The sequence below is a fragment of the Pseudomonas sp. S32 genome (assembly GCF_016648095.1).
In the GTDB taxonomy this organism is placed as follows: Bacteria; Pseudomonadota; Gammaproteobacteria; order Pseudomonadales; family Pseudomonadaceae; genus Aquipseudomonas; species Aquipseudomonas parafulva.
On record NZ_JACVVF010000012.1, the window covers coordinates 52,309 to 66,893 of the forward strand.

Annotated in this window: 17 protein-coding genes; 7 read left to right on the top strand and 10 right to left on the bottom strand. The window is 62.2% G+C overall.

Annotation, left to right across the window (positions count from 1 at the left end):
* Positions 1-12: 12 nt before the first annotated feature.
* From IAE38_RS08985 to IAE38_RS09020, 8 genes are all read right to left on the bottom strand, one after another.
* Positions 13-753 carry a flagellar basal body rod protein FlgF gene (locus IAE38_RS08985; RefSeq protein ID WP_028633489.1) on the bottom strand — a complete coding sequence of 247 codons (741 nt, stop codon included), beginning with the start codon at positions 751-753 and terminating at the stop codon, positions 13-15.
* Between the two features lie 155 nt (positions 754-908).
* Positions 909-1,106: a hypothetical protein gene (locus IAE38_RS08990; RefSeq protein WP_201213362.1), complete on the bottom strand. Its 198-nt coding sequence runs from the start codon at positions 1,104-1,106 to the stop codon at positions 909-911.
* A 47-nt stretch (positions 1,107-1,153) separates the two neighbouring features.
* A complete protein-coding gene (flgE, locus tag IAE38_RS08995) occupies positions 1,154-2,476 on the bottom strand; it encodes a flagellar hook protein FlgE (protein ID WP_060481420.1) in 1,323 nt (440 codons plus the stop codon).
* 29 nt (positions 2,477-2,505) lie between these two features.
* Complete coding sequence (gene flgD / locus IAE38_RS09000) at positions 2,506-3,207, bottom strand: flagellar hook assembly protein FlgD (RefSeq protein ID WP_028633492.1); 702 nt, start codon at positions 3,205-3,207, stop codon at positions 2,506-2,508.
* A gap of 12 nt (positions 3,208-3,219) precedes the next feature.
* Positions 3,220-3,663 (bottom strand): flagellar basal body rod protein FlgC, encoded by a 444-nt coding sequence (gene flgC / locus IAE38_RS09005; RefSeq protein ID WP_201217174.1) that lies wholly within the window; start codon positions 3,661-3,663, stop codon positions 3,220-3,222.
* 2 nt (positions 3,664-3,665) lie between these two features.
* Positions 3,666-4,076, bottom strand: coding sequence for a flagellar basal body rod protein FlgB (gene flgB / locus IAE38_RS09010; RefSeq protein WP_028633494.1), 411 nt, complete (start codon positions 4,074-4,076; stop codon positions 3,666-3,668).
* 255 nt (positions 4,077-4,331) lie between these two features.
* Entirely contained in the window at positions 4,332-5,159 is an 828-nt protein-coding gene (gene cheR, locus IAE38_RS09015; protein WP_060481419.1) for a protein-glutamate O-methyltransferase CheR, read from the bottom strand.
* A gap of 50 nt (positions 5,160-5,209) precedes the next feature.
* Positions 5,210-6,139 carry a chemotaxis protein CheV gene (locus IAE38_RS09020; protein ID WP_028633496.1) on the bottom strand — a complete coding sequence of 310 codons (930 nt, stop codon included), beginning with the start codon at positions 6,137-6,139 and terminating at the stop codon, positions 5,210-5,212.
* A 78-nt stretch (positions 6,140-6,217) separates the two neighbouring features.
* On the opposite strand from IAE38_RS09020, the gene flgA reads away from it, so the two are divergent.
* From flgA to IAE38_RS09040, 4 genes are all read left to right on the top strand, one after another.
* Entirely contained in the window at positions 6,218-6,967 is a 750-nt protein-coding gene (flgA, locus tag IAE38_RS09025; RefSeq protein WP_201217176.1) for a flagellar basal body P-ring formation chaperone FlgA, read from the top strand.
* 164 nt (positions 6,968-7,131) lie between these two features.
* A complete protein-coding gene (gene flgM, locus IAE38_RS09030; protein ID WP_028633498.1) occupies positions 7,132-7,446 on the top strand; it encodes a flagellar biosynthesis anti-sigma factor FlgM in 315 nt (104 codons plus the stop codon).
* A gap of 49 nt (positions 7,447-7,495) precedes the next feature.
* On the top strand, positions 7,496-7,963 hold the full coding sequence (locus IAE38_RS09035; protein ID WP_201213359.1) for a flagella synthesis protein FlgN: 468 nt from the start codon (positions 7,496-7,498) through the stop codon (positions 7,961-7,963).
* Between the two features lie 80 nt (positions 7,964-8,043).
* Positions 8,044-8,787 (top strand): flagellar brake protein, encoded by a 744-nt coding sequence (locus tag IAE38_RS09040; RefSeq protein WP_201164337.1) that lies wholly within the window; start codon positions 8,044-8,046, stop codon positions 8,785-8,787.
* Between the two features lie 99 nt (positions 8,788-8,886).
* Here IAE38_RS09040 and IAE38_RS09045 read toward each other — a convergent pair whose 3' ends face one another.
* Positions 8,887-10,218, bottom strand: a complete 1,332-nt coding sequence (locus IAE38_RS09045) for an MFS transporter (RefSeq protein WP_028633501.1) — start codon at positions 10,216-10,218, stop codon at positions 8,887-8,889.
* 135 nt (positions 10,219-10,353) lie between these two features.
* The gene (gene bkdR, locus IAE38_RS09050; RefSeq protein WP_028633502.1) at positions 10,354-10,839 is read right to left on the bottom strand and encodes a Bkd operon transcriptional regulator BkdR; all 486 of its coding nucleotides are present in this window, start codon (positions 10,837-10,839) and stop codon (positions 10,354-10,356) included.
* A gap of 198 nt (positions 10,840-11,037) precedes the next feature.
* Between bkdR and IAE38_RS09055 the strand changes: the two genes are divergently transcribed.
* Genes IAE38_RS09055 through IAE38_RS09065 form a run of 3 tightly spaced genes read left to right on the top strand, consistent with a single transcriptional unit; the run spans position 11,038 to position 14,584 of the window.
* The gene (locus IAE38_RS09055; RefSeq protein ID WP_201217178.1) at positions 11,038-12,270 is read left to right on the top strand and encodes a 3-methyl-2-oxobutanoate dehydrogenase (2-methylpropanoyl-transferring) subunit alpha; all 1,233 of its coding nucleotides are present in this window, start codon (positions 11,038-11,040) and stop codon (positions 12,268-12,270) included.
* 1 nt (position 12,271) lies between these two features.
* On the top strand, positions 12,272-13,330 hold the full coding sequence (locus IAE38_RS09060) for an alpha-ketoacid dehydrogenase subunit beta (RefSeq protein ID WP_201217180.1): 1,059 nt from the start codon (positions 12,272-12,274) through the stop codon (positions 13,328-13,330).
* Complete coding sequence (locus IAE38_RS09065; protein ID WP_201164339.1) at positions 13,331-14,584, top strand: dihydrolipoamide acetyltransferase family protein; 1,254 nt, start codon at positions 13,331-13,333, stop codon at positions 14,582-14,584.
* Position 14,585 lies beyond the last annotated feature (1 nt).

Consider the following 14,585-nt stretch of genomic DNA (forward strand, 5'->3'; position numbering starts at 1 on the left):
GTTCAAATGTGATTAGCCGATTTGCAAAACCCGAGCCATGGCTTCGTCGCCTTCCTTGGCCGTGTTCATCATCTTGACGTGCAGTTCGAACTGCCGGGACAACGCCAGCACCGAGGTCATTTCCTCGACGGCGTTGACGTTGCTGCCTTCCAGAAAACCCGACACCACCCGCACATTGACGTCGGCATCGGCGGGCCGCCCGGAAGCGGTATGGATCAAGCCGTCCAGCCCCTTGGTCATGCCTTTGGTGTCCGGGTTGACCAGCTTGATGCGGTCCACTTCAGCCATCACCCGTGGGCCTTCACCCATGGAGCGGATACTGATGGTGCCGTCTTCACCCACTTCCACCTTCTGCTCGGGCGGGATGGCGATGGGGCCGCCATTGCCGATCACCGGCATGCCGTTGCCGGCACGCAGCACGCCCAGGGCGTCGATGTTCAGGCTGCCGGTGCGCACGTACGCTTCGCTGCCGTCAGGGGCCTGCACGGCGATAAACCCTTTGCCGGTAACCGCCACATCCAGGTCACGGCCGGTTTCAACCATCGGCCCTTCGCTGAAGTCGGTTGCCGGGCGCTCGGTCATGGCAAAAGCACGCGCCGGAAAGCTGTCACCAAACACCGGCATCGAGCGGGCCTGTTCCAGGTCCCGTTGAAAACCGTTGGTGGATACGTTCGCCAGGTTGTTGGCATGAGCCTTCTGCGCCAGGGCGTTCTGGCTGGCACCGGTCATGGCCACATAAAGCAGTTTGTCCACAGCATTTCCTCCGCGCGCCACTGCCGCGCTGTCACCTGGGCAGGGTAAAGCAAAAATCGAACCAGCTTTGCAAGCCTTTAAAATCGGGCGCTACAGCCAGTTCAGGGCTTAACAGTGTCAGTTTGTTGTCGTCGGGCTGCAGAAGGCAGGTTGCATCACTGATCGCGGCAGGCCGCGTTGTTGTAAGGCCCCGAAAACTTCATCCAGCCAGGGCCCGGATTGTTCTCGGTGCAGAAATAGCGGCCAGTGGCCACGCTCTGCCAAAGATAGAAAGGCCTGGGCGCCGCGTAGGCTGATAGGGCCACGCCAACCCCCAGGGCCGTGAGCAGGGCCAGCGCCCATGCCTTATTCATTACATACCCCTCCAACCGCCGCCGGTCACCCGGCGGCGCTACCTCACTCAGCTCATCTGGATGATGGTCTGCATGATGGTGCTTTCGGTAGAGATGGTCTTGGCATTGGCCTGGTAGTTGCTCTGGGCCTTGATCAGGTTGACCAGCTCACCGGTGAGGTCGACGTTGGAGTCTTCCAGCGAAGCGCCGGCAATCTGGCCCAGGGTGCCGGTATCTGGCGCACCGATCACCGGCACGCCCGACGAGTAGGACTCCTGCCAGTTGGTACCGCCAATCGGGGTAAGCCCCTGCATGTTGGCGAAGCTGGCGACGGCCACCTGGCCAATGACCTTGTTCTGGCCGTTGGTGAAGCTGGCAAACAGCACACCGCTCTTGTCGACGTTCAGGCCCGACAGCTCACCGGTGGCGAAACCGTCCTGGTTCTTGGCAGTTACGGCGGAGGCCGCGTTGTACTGGGTGGTCTTGAGCATGTCCAGGCTGATGCCACCAGTGCTGGCGGTGGCGCCATTGGACGACCACTGGCCGGCAGCGTTTTTCTGCGCAGGGACCCAGTTGTCGAGGTTGAAGGTTTTGTTGGCGTTTACGCTCAGGCCACCCGTCACCGGCCCTGCAGTGAGGCCATCGGCGTTCAGCGTACCGTCGGACTTGAACGGCAGGTTATTGATCAGCGGCTGGGTCGAGGTCGGGTCGGTAGGATTGCGGCCGTCGATGGTGGTGTACATCTTCCAGGAGTTGGATGCATCGTCCTTCAGGAAGTACTGGTTCAGCTGATGCGCATTGCCCTGGCTGTCATACACGTCGCTGCTGAACGTGTAGTTGTAGCTTTTCACATCGGACGGGTCGAATGGGGTAACGGTGGGCGCCGCATCGCTGGACTTCAGGTTGATGGTCTGCTCGATCTTGCCAGTGGCCTTGGGGGTCAGGTTGGCGGTGTCGATTTGCAGGTTGGTCAGCACACCCTGGATGATCTGGCCATTGGCATCCACGGCGTACCCTTGCAGGTTCGCACCGGACGAGTTGACCACGAAGCCCTGCTTGTCGCTGTAGAACGCACCGGCGCGGGTGTAGATTTTCGAGCCGTTGTCGTTCAGGGCAAAAAAGCCGTTGCCATCAATGGCCATGTCCAGCGCCTGGCCGGTGCCGTTGATGTTGCCCGAAGTGAAGCGCTGCGACACCGCCGCGGTGGTCACCCCGGTACCGATGGTGGTGCGCCCGGCGCTGGTACCCCGAATGGAGCTGGAATACTGGTCGGCGAATTCGGCGCGGGAAGACTTGAAGCCGGTGGTGGCAACGTTGGCAATGTTGTTGCCGGTGACGTTCAGGGCCTTGTTCGCTGCGTTGAGGCCGCTAAGGCCGATGTTGTAAGACATGTGCTAACTCCTGAAGGTTGCGGAAGGCCCTAGATGCCGATGCTCTGGATTTTGGAGAGCGGAACACTGCCCAGCCCGGCGAGGTTGAGCGTCATTTCTGCGCCATTGCTGCCCATGGTCACGCTGGTGACACTGGCCGGCAGGTTGGTGGTCATGGCGGTGGCGGTGCCGTCGACCGAGGCCGTGGCCTTGAACGAATAGGTGCCCGCCGCCAGCGCCTTGCCGTCGTCGTCCTTGCCATCCCAGGTGAAATCGACCTTGCCGCCCGCCTGGCTACCCAGCTCGAGCGTGCGCACCAGCTTGCCATCCTTGTCGTACACCCCCACCGAAGTGGCGGTGCTGGACGCGGTCAGGTTCACCGAGCCTTTCATGTCCTTGCTGGTGTCCACCATGGCCTTGTCGGTTTGCACCATCACGTTGCGGCCCACCAGTGATGAGGCCTGCAAGGCCTGGGAGGACTGGAACGCAGCAGCGATGGAGGTCACCGAACTGTTGAGCGTCTGAATACCTTCAAGGCTGCTGAACTGTGCCAACTGGGCCACGAACTCGCCGTTCTGCTGCGGATCGAGCGGGTTCTGGTTTTTCATCTGGGTAACCAGCAGCTGCAGGAACGCGTCCTTGCCCAGGGCGCTGCCGGCCGCACCGGTGTTGCTGTTGTTCTTGCTCTGCTGTTGCTGCAGCGACGTCAGGTAGGCACTACCGACGTCAGCCGTGGAGTTGGTGGTGGTCATGTCGGCTTCCTATCACTGGCCCAGGGTCAGGACCTTCTGCATCATGCTTTTGGCGGTGTTCATCAGCTCGGCATTGGTCTGGAACGCACGGCTGGCAGAAATCATGTCGGCCATCTCTTCCACCACATTGACGTCGGGGTAGTACACATACCCGTCCTTGTTGGCGGCTGGATGGTTCGGCTCGTAGCGTGCCTCGAGGTTGCTCTGGTCCTCGACAATGCCGGTCACCTGCACGCCCTGCCCGGCTTCGCCCTGGTCTTCGAACAGCGACTGGCTGCTGCCGGCCTGCGCGTTCTGGAACGTGGTGGCGAACACCGGGTGGCGGGCGCGGTAGGTCTGGTCGATGCTCGAAGACACGGTTTCGGCGTTGGCGATGTTGGAGGCAACGGTGTTCAGGCGCGTGTTCTGCGCGCTCATGCCGCTACCGGCAATGTTGAAGACACTGGACAGCGACATGGTCATTCTCCCCGCAGGGCCGAAACCAGCCCTTTGAATTTACTGTTGAGCAGCGTGAAGCTGGCCTGGAAGCCGATGGCATTCTCGGTGTAGTTGGACTGCTCGATCTGCGCATCTACGGTGTTCTGGTCGATCGAGGGCTGCGCCGGCGTACGGAACTTGAGGCTGTCGTCCGCCAGTGCCATGCCTTCGGCTTCGATGTGCCGGCTGTTGGTCCGCTCCAGGCCGATGCGCCCGTTGTTCTGCTGTTTCTCGCTCTCGGCAGCCAGCACCGAGGCGAAATCCATGTCGCGGGCCTTGTAGTTGGGCGTGTCGGCGTTGGCGATGTTGTTGGCCAATACCTCGGCACGCTGGGCGCGGAAGCCCAGGGCCTTCTCGTGGATGCCAAGCGCCTTGTCGAAGCTGATGCTCATATCGGGGAAACCTTCAGAGGTTGACCGGAATTACGTTGAGCAAGCTATAGCAAAGGCTGTGCCAATTGGCCGAAAGCCTTTAGATAGGGGGGCTGCGCGTGAAGTGCGCGAACCGCGATGCCAGAAAAGCGGCAAAGGGCTGCCGCCAGGCGTGCCGAAAGCGGCAATTGCAGGGCGCCAAATGCGGCAAAACAAAAAATTGACAGCACCTGCAACGAAAAAGGCCGACAACCCTGGTTGCCGGCCTGCAGTACCTTATTTGGCCTGGTAGATGATGCCCGGGCTGCATTGCACCATCTGGTAGTGGTCAGGCAGGCCGTTAAGGGCTTCGGAGGCACCCAGGAACAGGTACCCGCCCGGCTTCAGCGTGCTGTGAATGCGCAGCAGGATGTCTTTCTTCACCTGGGCCGAGAAGTAGATCAGCACGTTGCGACAGAACACCACATCGAACTTGCCGAGGCTGGCATAGCTGTCCAGCAGGTTGAAGGAGCGGAATTCGACCCGGCTGCGGATCGCGGGCTTGACCGCCCAGCGCCCTGGCCCCTTGGTCTCAAAGTACCGTTGCAAGCGCTCCTGGGACAGGCCGCGGGCGATGGCCAAGCTGTCGTACTCGCCGGTCTTGCAGTTGGTCAGCATGGTGCCTGACAGGTCGGTGGCGACAATTTGCGCCCCCATTTTCAGCTGGCCCAGATTGCTGCGTTCGAACTCGTCGATGGCCATCGAAATGGAGTACGGCTCTTGCCCCGACGAGCACGCGGCCGACCACATGCGCAGGCGTTGCCCAGGGTTGGCGCGGATGAACTCGGGGATGACCTTGTTCTTCAGCACCTCGAAGGGGTAGGTATCGCGAAACCACAAGGTTTCGTTGGTGGTCATCGCATCCACCACCTGTTCGCGCAGGCCGCTGCGTGGCTGGGTCTGGATACGCTGCACCAGCTCGCCCAGGCTCTTGATGCCCTGCTGTTCCATCAACTTGTTGAGACGGCTGGACACCAGGTATTGCTTATTCTCGCCCAGCAGAATGCCACAGGCTTTCTCCAGGAATACCCGGAACTGTTCGAAATCCAAATTACCCGTAGACACTACTGCCGCCTCTTTTCAATCACTGTGGCCGGGGCTTGCCCCGGCTGCTTTCAATGCGTTGCCTTGATCCGGTCGACCACACGCTGGGCCAGGTCATCCGGCCTGAACTTGGCCAGGAAGTCGTCGGCCCCCACCTTTTTCACCATCGCCTGGTTGAATACTCCGGACAGCGAAGTATGCAGGCAGATGTGCAGTTTTTGCATGCGTGGGTCGCTGCGGATTTCTGCGGTCAAGGTGTAGCCGTCCATCTCCGGCATTTCGATGTCGGAGATCATCATCAGGAACTCCTCTTCGGGCTTCTTGCCCTCCTCCACCAGTTGGTGCAGGTAGTTGAGAGCCTGGCGACCATCATTTAGTGCCACGACCTCCACACCGACCGTTTGCAGGCAACGGCTGACCTGCTTGCGCGCCACCGACGAATCGTCGACGGTGAGCACCCGCAGCAGCACGGCCTTGTCCTGCACCTCGGCGTCCACCACCCCGGCGGACACCGACTCCGAAGACGGCGCCACCTCGGCCAGTACCTTTTCCACGTCGATGATCTCGACCATGCGGTTGTCCACACGGGTGACGGCAGTCAGGTAATGGTCGCGGCCAGTGCCCTTGGGTGGCGGATGGATCTCCTCCCAGTTCATGTTGACGATGCGCTCTACCGAATGCACCAGAAAGCCCTGGGTCTTGGTGTTGTACTCGGTGATGATCACGAAGCTGCTGCGCGTGTCCTCCTGCAGCGGCCGCAAACCGGTGGCCATCGACAGGTCGAGGATCGGGATGGTCGCCCCGCGAATGTTGGCCACACCCCTCACCACCGGGTGGGCCTTGGGCAGCAGGGTCAGCGCAGGGCACTGCAGCACTTCTCTGACCTTGAAAACGTTGATGCCATAAAGCTGCTCGCCATTGAGGCGGAACAGCAGCAGTTCCAGGCGATTCTGCCCTACCAGCTGTGTGCGCTGGTTGACCGAATCCATAACCCCCGCCATGCCAGACTCCTTAACCTTTCAGCCATTCGTTGCAACTCACCAGGTGAGTCGGCACGGGCTTTGCTTTTTTTGAGCGCCATGTACACGAAAACGACATTTTCCCGACGACTGACGCGCCTGCTGACCGGCTTGCTGGCCACGCTGTGCCTGCTGGTGCCTGTTCGCACGTTGGCGGACGCGTTCACCATGCCTGAACAGCTTATCGGTGTCACCCAAGGGTTTCTTGAATTCACCGTTGAAGATTATCTGGCCACCACCCAGACGGCGGGGCGTTACGAAATCCAGGTCAACCCGCTGGACCCTCGCCTGCGCATGCCACTGTGCAGTCAGGCGCTTGACGCTTCACTGGAAAGCCCCAACGTACCGCTTGGCCGGGTGACCGTGCGCGTGCGCTGCGACAGCGCGGCGCCATGGACGGTATTCGTGCCGGCAACCGTGCGCCTGTTCCGGGACGTGGTGGTGGTCACCCGCCCCCTCAGGCGCGACAACGTGGTGGGCCCCGGCGACGTTGCCCTGCGCGAACGCGACGTGGGCACGCTGGGCCAGGGCTTTCTGACTGAACTGGACCAGGCGGTGGGCATGAAAATGCTGCGCCCCACGGTCATCGACCAGGTACTGACCCCGCAACACCTTGAGCAGGCCGAAGTGGTGCGCAAAGGCGACCACGTGGTGATCGTGGCCCGCAGCGGCAGCCTGAGCGTACGCATGCCGGGTGAAGCCTTGAGCAAGGGAGGCCTCAGCGAACAGATACGGGTGCGCAACCTCAATTCCAAGCGCGTGGTAAAAGCCATGGTGACCGGCCCGGGCCAGGTCGAGGTGAGCATGTAGGCCAGCGGCCGGAGGGTACTGGCGGTGAGGAGGCGCTTTTTCTAAACTGTGTCAGAAATCGGGTTGTGTGCTGACGGAACGCCGGCCACGCATTTTGTGCCTAAAGTTTATTGCGGGTTGGCCGAAAACAAGGCAAGCGTCCATAAACCCAGAGGTTTCTGATCATGGTCATCGACTTCAGTCGTTTGAATAATTCCCCGTCCGTAACGGGCGGTGTGCGCGGTAACAGCGCACCCGGCAGCGCCGAAAAACCGGCGGCCAGCCAGGAAGCGGTAAAAGACACCAGCGCCAGTGGCGAGACGGTGCACCTGAGCCCTGAGGCCCAACAATTGCAAAAGATCAGCGACAAGCTGCGAGATGAGCCCGTGGTCAACAACGCCCGTGTGGCCGAGCTGAAACAGGCCATCGCCGACGGCAGCTACCAGGTCGATGCCGGCCGGGTTGCCAGCAAGCTGCTGAATTTTGAAGCACAGCGCTGACCGCTCGGTGCGCTGACTTCATGGACGCTTGAAAAACCAAGAGTTAGCCATGCACGACACTACCCTGCTGCAACTGATCGAAGAAGACATCGCCCCCATGCAGGAGCTGCTCGAGCTGCTGCAGAACGAGGCGGTGGCCCTGCATGGTCGCGACATGCCCTTGCTGGAGCAGATTCTCGCTCGCAAGCAATCGTTGATCATTCTGCTCGAACAGCACGGCCAGCGCCGCAGCCAGTTGCTGGCCAGCCTGGGGTTGAGTGCAGACAGGGCCGGCGTGCAGGCAGTCGCTGACACTTCCGTGCATGGCGAGGCCATGCTGCAGCGCCTGGACATGCTCTCGCAGTTGATGGAAGCCTGCCAACAGGTCAACCAGACCAACGGCCGCATCATTCAGGTCCAGCAACACGTCACCAACAACCAGGTGCGCATCCTCATGGGCGGCGATTCTCCATCGCTGTACAACAGCCGTGGCAACACCTCACCTCTGGCCAAGCCCCGCGCCCTCAACCAAGTGTGATTTTTCTATCAAGGCACCGTACATACTGGCAAAATGCCGCCAATTTGCCTGTGTCGCTTTTGCCTGGAGACCGATAAGCCGTGTTCAATGAATCCGATGCCCCGCAACCGCCAAAGGTGTTGACCACCCCTTTGGAAATTGCGGCCAACCTGCGGCAGCTTCAGGAAAGCCACGACCCACTGATCATCACCTTCCACGACCGCGGCCACCGCTTCCAGAGTTACGTGGTGCACGTGGACCGTGAAAGCAACACCCTGGCATTGGATGAAATGATCCCCCGCGATGGCGAGAAGTTCATCGAGAACGGCGAGCACTTTCGCGTCGAAGGTTTCCATGATGGCGTGCGTATCGCCTGGGAATGCGACCATGCGCTGAAGATCAGCGAAGTCAACGGGCACCGCTGCTACGTGGGTGCCCTGCCGGTCGAGATGACCTACCACCAGCGCCGCAACGCCTTCCGCGCCGCGCTGAAACTGTCGCAACTGGTCGACATCATCCTCGACGGCACCCACCTCAAAGGCAATGGCGCCCTGCGCGGCAAACTGCTGGACGTGTCGGCCACGGGCTGCAAGCTGCGTTTCGACGGCAATGTCGAAGACCGCCTGCAACTGGGGCAAGTGTACGAGCGGTTCAAGGCGGGCAGCCCGCTTGGCCTGGTCGACACCATGGTCGAATTGCGCCACCTGCATTACGAAGAACGTATCAACACCACGTTTGCCGGCGTGCGTTTCCATAACCTGAGCGGCCCTGCGCAGCGCAAGGTGGAAAGTTTCGTGTATCAACTGCAGCGCGAAGCACGGCGGTTCGACAAAGACGACTATTGAGGGCTGAAGGGTTCACCCGCAAACACCGGCCCCCAGCAGGGGCTTCGCGGGTGAACCCGTCGCCAAAAGGCCGACGGGGCCAGGCGAGCCGCACCTTCCCTATCTGGCAGATTCCCTATCGTTCGCGGGTTGCTCCGGTTGCTTTTCCGGGGCTTCGGTGTCTTCTGCTGCCACCGGGGCCTGCATCACATCCTGCACCGTCTGCCCATCCACCCGTGGGTCCAGTGCTGCCGACAGCGGCGAGCCAGCGGCCGGCATTGCCACGTGGCCCAGTGGCGCGTCCTGAACCTGGTGCAGCCCGGTAACCGCTTTCGGGCGGATACGCCATACCAGCACCAGGGCGAAGAACACGAAGAAGGCATACAGCATCTGCACACCCAGCAGCTTCATCAGCACGCCGGTCGCCAACGGGCCGATACATGCCCCCACGCCATAGGTGACCAGCAGCATGGCCGTCAGCGACACGCGCCGTTCGCTTTCCACATGGTCGTTGGAAAACGCAACCGCCAGCGGGTACAGGCAGAATTGCAGCAGCGACACCAGAAAGCCGATACCGAACAACAACTCCAACGGCACGCTGGGCAGAATGGCCAACGGCGCTGCCACCAGCGCCAGCCCGCCTGCCACACTGCGGATCAGCACAGCCCGGTCGTAGCGGTCGGACAACCAGCCCAAGGGGTACTGCACCACTAGGCCAGCGAAAATGCAGCTACCCATGAACAGGCCGACCTGCTCGGTGCTCAGCCCCTGGCTGGCCGCGTACAGGGGCGCGAGGCCATAGAACGAGCCAACGATCAGCCCCGCCCCCAATACGGTACTGAGCGACTGCGGCACCCGCTTGATGAAGAACCTGGGCTCCATGGGGGCCGGCCGTAACGGTGCGGGGTGGATGCGGCGGGTCATGGCTACCGGCACCAGGCACAGGGCAAAGCACATCGCCACCAACATCAGCAATTCAGGGCCGAGCTCGGGGTGTACCACCAGGATCAACTGGCCAAGTACCAGGCCCAGATAAGACGCGATCATGTACCCGCTGAACACGGCACCACGGTATTTGACGTCCGCCTGCTCGTTCAGCCAACTTTCGATGACCATGTACTGGCACATCATGCCGAGGCCGACGATCATGCGCAGCCCCACCCAGGCCGGCAGCCAGTTGGTCAGGCCGTGGCCCAGCACCGCCGCGCCGACGATGCCGGCACAGGTGGCGTAGGCGCGGATGTGCCCTACCCGGCCGATCAGCCGGTGGCCGACCTTGCCGCCCACGGCCAGGCCAAAGTAGTTGGCCGCCATCAGCGCACCCACCCACAGGCTGTCGACATGGTCGGCCGCCAGGCGCAAGGCCAGGTAGGTACTGAGCAGGCCCGAGCCGATCAACATCATCAGCGCAGCAAAATACAACGACTGAAACGGCTTCCAGATAGTGCGCATACGTCCCTTCAAGCTCCCTCGTCAACGGGCGGTGGGTGCTAGCAGCATAATGGCAAATGTTGCCGGTTTGCAGGCCCCGCTTGCGAATCACAATAGTGTCGGGCGCCGTAGGGCGCCGACAGCCTTGGACCACCGTTATTCGCGCAAGGTCAGACCATTTGGCGGCAGCGGCAACGCGGTCTTGTAACGCACCTGCTTCAAGGCAAAGCTTGAGCGGATATTGGCCACGCCCGGCAAGCGCGTGAGGTAATCCAGAAACCGCTCCAGGGCCTGGATGCTGGGCAGCAGCACGCGCAGCAGGTAGTCCGGGTCGCCGGTCATGAGGTAGCACTCCATCACTTCGGGGCGCTCGGCAATTTCTTCCTCGAAGCGGTGCAGAGACTGCTCGACCTGTTTTTCCAGGCTGACATGGATGAACACATTCACATCGAGCCCCAGCACCTCAGGCGACAGCAGCGTGACCTGCTGGCGGATCACCCCCAGCTCTTCCATCGACCGCACGCGGTTGAAGCACGGCGTGGGTGACAGGTTGACCGAGCGGGCCAGCTCGGCATTGGTGATGCGGGCGTTTTCCTGCAGGCTGTTGAGGATGCCGATATCGGTACGATCGAGTTTGCGCATGAGACAAAATCACCGGTTTATTGTGTTTATGCGGAATGTTTATCTGGCCTGTTCGGCAAAGGCAATCAACTAGAGAGAAAAATTCTCCTGCAGGGCAACTACCATGTAGGTGACGCTGACCTACTGGTCACAAGCCGGTGCTCAGCCGCGACCGCTTCAAAGCTCACAAAAACAAATACCCGAGCGAGCGTAAACAGCATGAACGAGTACGCCCCCCTGCGTTTGCATGTGCCCGAGCCTACAGGCCGGCCAGGCTGCCAGACCGATTTTTCCTACCTGCGCCTGAACGACGCGGGCCAGGTCCGTAAACCTCCCGTCGATGTGGACGCTGCCGACACCTCCGACCTTTCGGGCAGCCTGGTGCGCGTGCTGGACGAGCACGGCAATGCCCAGGGCCCCTGGGCCGAGGGCATCGACCCGCAGGTGCTGCGCCAAGGTATGCGAGCCATGCTCAAGACGCGTATCTTCGACAGCCGCATGGTGGTCGCCCAGCGCCAGAAAAAAATGTCCTTCTACATGCAGAGCCTGGGTGAGGAAGCCATCGGCAGCGCCCAGGCGCTGGCGCTGAACCGCACCGACATGTGCTTCCCCACCTACCGCCAGCAAAGCATCCTGATTGCCCGCGACGTGTCACTGGTCGACATGATCTGCCAGTTGCTGTCCAACGAACGTGACCCGCTCAAAGGCCGCCAGCTGCCGATCATGTATTCGGTACGCGAGGCTGGTTTCTTCACCATCAGCGGCAACCTGGCCACCCAGTTCGTGCAGGCGGTGGGCTGGGCGATGGCTTCGGCGATCAAGGGGGATACCAAGATCGCCTCGGCCTGGATCGGCGATGGCGCCACGGCAGAATCGGACTTCCACACCGCCCTCACCTTTGCCCACGTCTACCGCGCCCCGGTGATCCTCAACGTGGTCAACAACCAGTGGGCTATCTCGACCTTCCAGGCCATCGCCGGGGGCGAGTCCACCACCTTTGCCGGGCGCGGCGTGGGCTGTGGCATTGCCTCGCTGCGGGTAGACGGCAACGACTTCATCGCGGTGTACGCGGCCTCACGCTGGGCAGCCGAGCGCGCCCGTCGCGGCTTGGGCCCGAGCCTGATCGAATGGGTCACCTACCGCGCCGGCCCCCACTCCACCTCCGACGACCCTTCCAAGTACCGCCCCGCCGATGACTGGAGCCATTTCCCGCTGGGCGACCCGATCGCCCGCCTGAAGCAGCACCTGATCAAGACCGGCGACTGGTCCGAGGAAGAACACCAGGCCACCACGGCCGAGTTCGAAGCGGCCGTGCTGGCCGCGCAGAAGGAAGCCGAGCAGTACGGCACGCTGGCCAACGGCCACATCCCGAGCGCGGCCTCGATGTTCGAGGACGTGTACAAGGACATGCCCGACCACCTGCGCCGTCAGCGCCAGGAACTGGGGGTTTGAGATGAACGACCATACCAACGGCATCAACCCGGAAACCGCCATGGCCACCACCACCATGACCATGATTCAGGCCCTGCGCTCGGCCATGGACATCATGCTTGAGCGCGACGACAACGTGGTCGTGTATGGGCAGGACGTCGGCTACTTCGGCGGCGTGTTCCGCTGCACCGAAGGCCTGCAGAACAAATACGGCAAGGCCCGCGTGTTCGATGCGCCCATTTCGGAGAGCGGCATCGTCGGCACGGCGGTGGGCATGGGGGCCTACGGCCTGCGCCCCGTGGTAGAGATCCAGTTCGCCGACTATTTCTACCCCGCATCTGACCAGATCGTGTCGGAAATGGCGCGCCTGCGTTACCGCTCTGCCGGCGAATTCATCGCCCCGCTGACCCTGCGCATGCCCTGCGGCGGCGGCATCTACGGTGGCCAGACCCACAGCCAGAGCCCGGAAGCGATGTTCACCCAGGTATGCGGCCTGCGCACCGTCATGCCTTCCAACCCTTACGACGCCAAAGGCCTGCTGATCGCCTCGATCGAGTGCGACGACCCAGTCATCTTCCTCGAACCCAAACGCCTGTATAACGGGCCATTCGACGGCCACCACGACCGCCCGGTAACACCGTGGGCCAAGCACCCGCAAAGCGCCGTGCCCGATGGCTACTACAGCGTGCCGCTGGACAAGGCCGTGATCACCCGCCCGGGCAATGATGTGACGGTGCTTACCTACGGCACCACGGTGTACGTTGCCCAGGTGGCTGCGGAGGAAACCGGTGTCGACGCGGAAGTGATCGACCTGCGCAGCCTGTGGCCGCTGGACCTGGACACCATCGTGGACTCGGTGAAAAAGACTGGTCGTTGCGTGGTGGTGCACGAAGCCACCCGGACCTGCGGTTTTGGCGCCGAGCTGGTATCGCTGGTGCAGGAGCACTGCTTCCACCACCTGGAAGCGCCGATCCAGCGCGTGACCGGCTGGGATACCCCCTACCCGCACGCCCAGGAATGGGCGTACTTCCCCGGCCCTTCACGGGTAGGCGCGGCATTGAAAAAGGTCATGGAGGTCTGAATGGGTACGCACGTCATCAAGATGCCGGACATTGGCGAAGGCATCGCCCAGGTGGAGTTGGTTGAGTGGTTTGTGAAGGTCGGCGACGTGATCGCAGAAGACCAGGTGGTGGCCGATGTCATGACCGACAAGGCTACGGTAGAAATCCCGTCGCCGGTCAGCGGCAAGGTGCTGGCGCTGGGTGGCCAACCCGGTGAAGTGATGCCGGTGGGCAGTGAACTGATCCGCATCGAGGTGGAGGGCAACGGCAACCACACGGACGCGCCGCAGGCCAAGGCCGCCGAGCCAGTGCCTGAGGCCGCCAGGCCCCAGGCGGTGCAGGCAGCGCCGCAGAAAGCGGCCGAGCATAAGGCTGCCGCCCCGGTGCCGCGCCAGGCAGGTGACAAGCCGCTGGCCTCACCGGCTGTGCGCAAGCGTGCCCTGGATGCCGGTATCGAATTGCGCTACGTGCACGGCAGCGGGCCGGCCGGGCGCATTCTGCACGAGGACCTCGATGGCTTCATGAGCAAGCCGCACAGCGCTGCCGGGCAGGCACCCGGTGGTTATGCCAAACGCACCGACAGCGAGCAGGTGCCGGTCATCGGCCTGCGCCGCAAGATCGCCCAGCGCATGCAGGACGCCAAGCGCCGGGTCGCTCATTTCAGTTACGTGGAAGAAATCGACGTCACGGCCCTGGAAGCCCTGCGCCAGCAACTCAATGCCAAGCATGGCGACAGCCGCGGCAAGCTGACCTTGCTGCCGTTTCTGGTGCGTGCACTGGTGGTGGCGCTGCGCGATTTCCCGCAGATCAACGCCACCTACGACGACGAAGCCCAGGTGATCACCCGCCATGGGGCGGTGCATGTGGGTATCGCCACCCAGGGCGACAACGGCCTGATGGTACCGGTATTGCGCCACGCAGAGGCCGGCAGCCTGTGGGCCAATGCCGGCGAGATCGCGCGGGTGGCGAATGCAGCGCGCACCAACAAGGCCAGCCGCGATGAGCTGACTGGCTCCACCATCACCCTTACCAGCCTGGGCGCACTGGGCGGCATCGTGAGCACCCCGGTGGTGAACACGCCGGAAGTGGCCATTGTTGGCGTGAACCGCATGGTCGAGCGGCCCGTGGTGGTCGATGGCCAGATCGTTGTGCGCAAGATGATGAACCTGTCCAGCTCGTTCGACCACCGGGTGGTCGATGGCATGGACGCCGCGCTGTTCATCCAGGCCGTGCGCGGCCTGTTGGAGCAACCCGCCTGCCTGTTCGTGGAGTAAG

What these genes read in the sequence shown, in the direction of transcription:
- flgE (WP_060481420.1), bottom strand. Translation starts at nt 2,476, where the DNA reads ATGTCTTACAACATCGGCCTTAGCGGCCTCAACGCAGCGAACAAGGCC.
- flgA (WP_201217176.1), top strand. Translation starts at nt 6,218, where the DNA reads ATGTACACGAAAACGACATTTTCCCGACGACTGACGCGCCTGCTGACC.
- IAE38_RS09045 (WP_028633501.1), bottom strand. Translation starts at nt 10,218, where the DNA reads ATGCGCACTATCTGGAAGCCGTTTCAGTCGTTGTATTTTGCTGCGCTG.
- IAE38_RS09020 (WP_028633496.1), bottom strand. Translation starts at nt 6,139, where the DNA reads ATGGCGGGGGTTATGGATTCGGTCAACCAGCGCACACAGCTGGTAGGG.
- flgC (WP_201217174.1), bottom strand. Translation starts at nt 3,663, where the DNA reads ATGTCGCTGTCCAGTGTCTTCAACATTGCCGGTAGCGGCATGAGCGCG.
- flgD (WP_028633492.1), bottom strand. Translation starts at nt 3,207, where the DNA reads ATGACCACCACCAACTCCACGGCTGACGTCGGTAGTGCCTACCTGACG.
- IAE38_RS08990 (WP_201213362.1), bottom strand. Translation starts at nt 1,106, where the DNA reads ATGAATAAGGCATGGGCGCTGGCCCTGCTCACGGCCCTGGGGGTTGGC.
- flgM (WP_028633498.1), top strand. Translation starts at nt 7,132, where the DNA reads ATGGTCATCGACTTCAGTCGTTTGAATAATTCCCCGTCCGTAACGGGC.
- IAE38_RS09060 (WP_201217180.1), top strand. Translation starts at nt 12,272, where the DNA reads ATGAACGACCATACCAACGGCATCAACCCGGAAACCGCCATGGCCACC.
- bkdR (WP_028633502.1), bottom strand. Translation starts at nt 10,839, where the DNA reads ATGCGCAAACTCGATCGTACCGATATCGGCATCCTCAACAGCCTGCAG.
- IAE38_RS09035 (WP_201213359.1), top strand. Translation starts at nt 7,496, where the DNA reads ATGCACGACACTACCCTGCTGCAACTGATCGAAGAAGACATCGCCCCC.
- IAE38_RS09055 (WP_201217178.1), top strand. Translation starts at nt 11,038, where the DNA reads ATGAACGAGTACGCCCCCCTGCGTTTGCATGTGCCCGAGCCTACAGGC.
- IAE38_RS09065 (WP_201164339.1), top strand. Translation starts at nt 13,331, where the DNA reads ATGGGTACGCACGTCATCAAGATGCCGGACATTGGCGAAGGCATCGCC.
- flgB (WP_028633494.1), bottom strand. Translation starts at nt 4,076, where the DNA reads ATGAGCATCAGCTTCGACAAGGCGCTTGGCATCCACGAGAAGGCCCTG.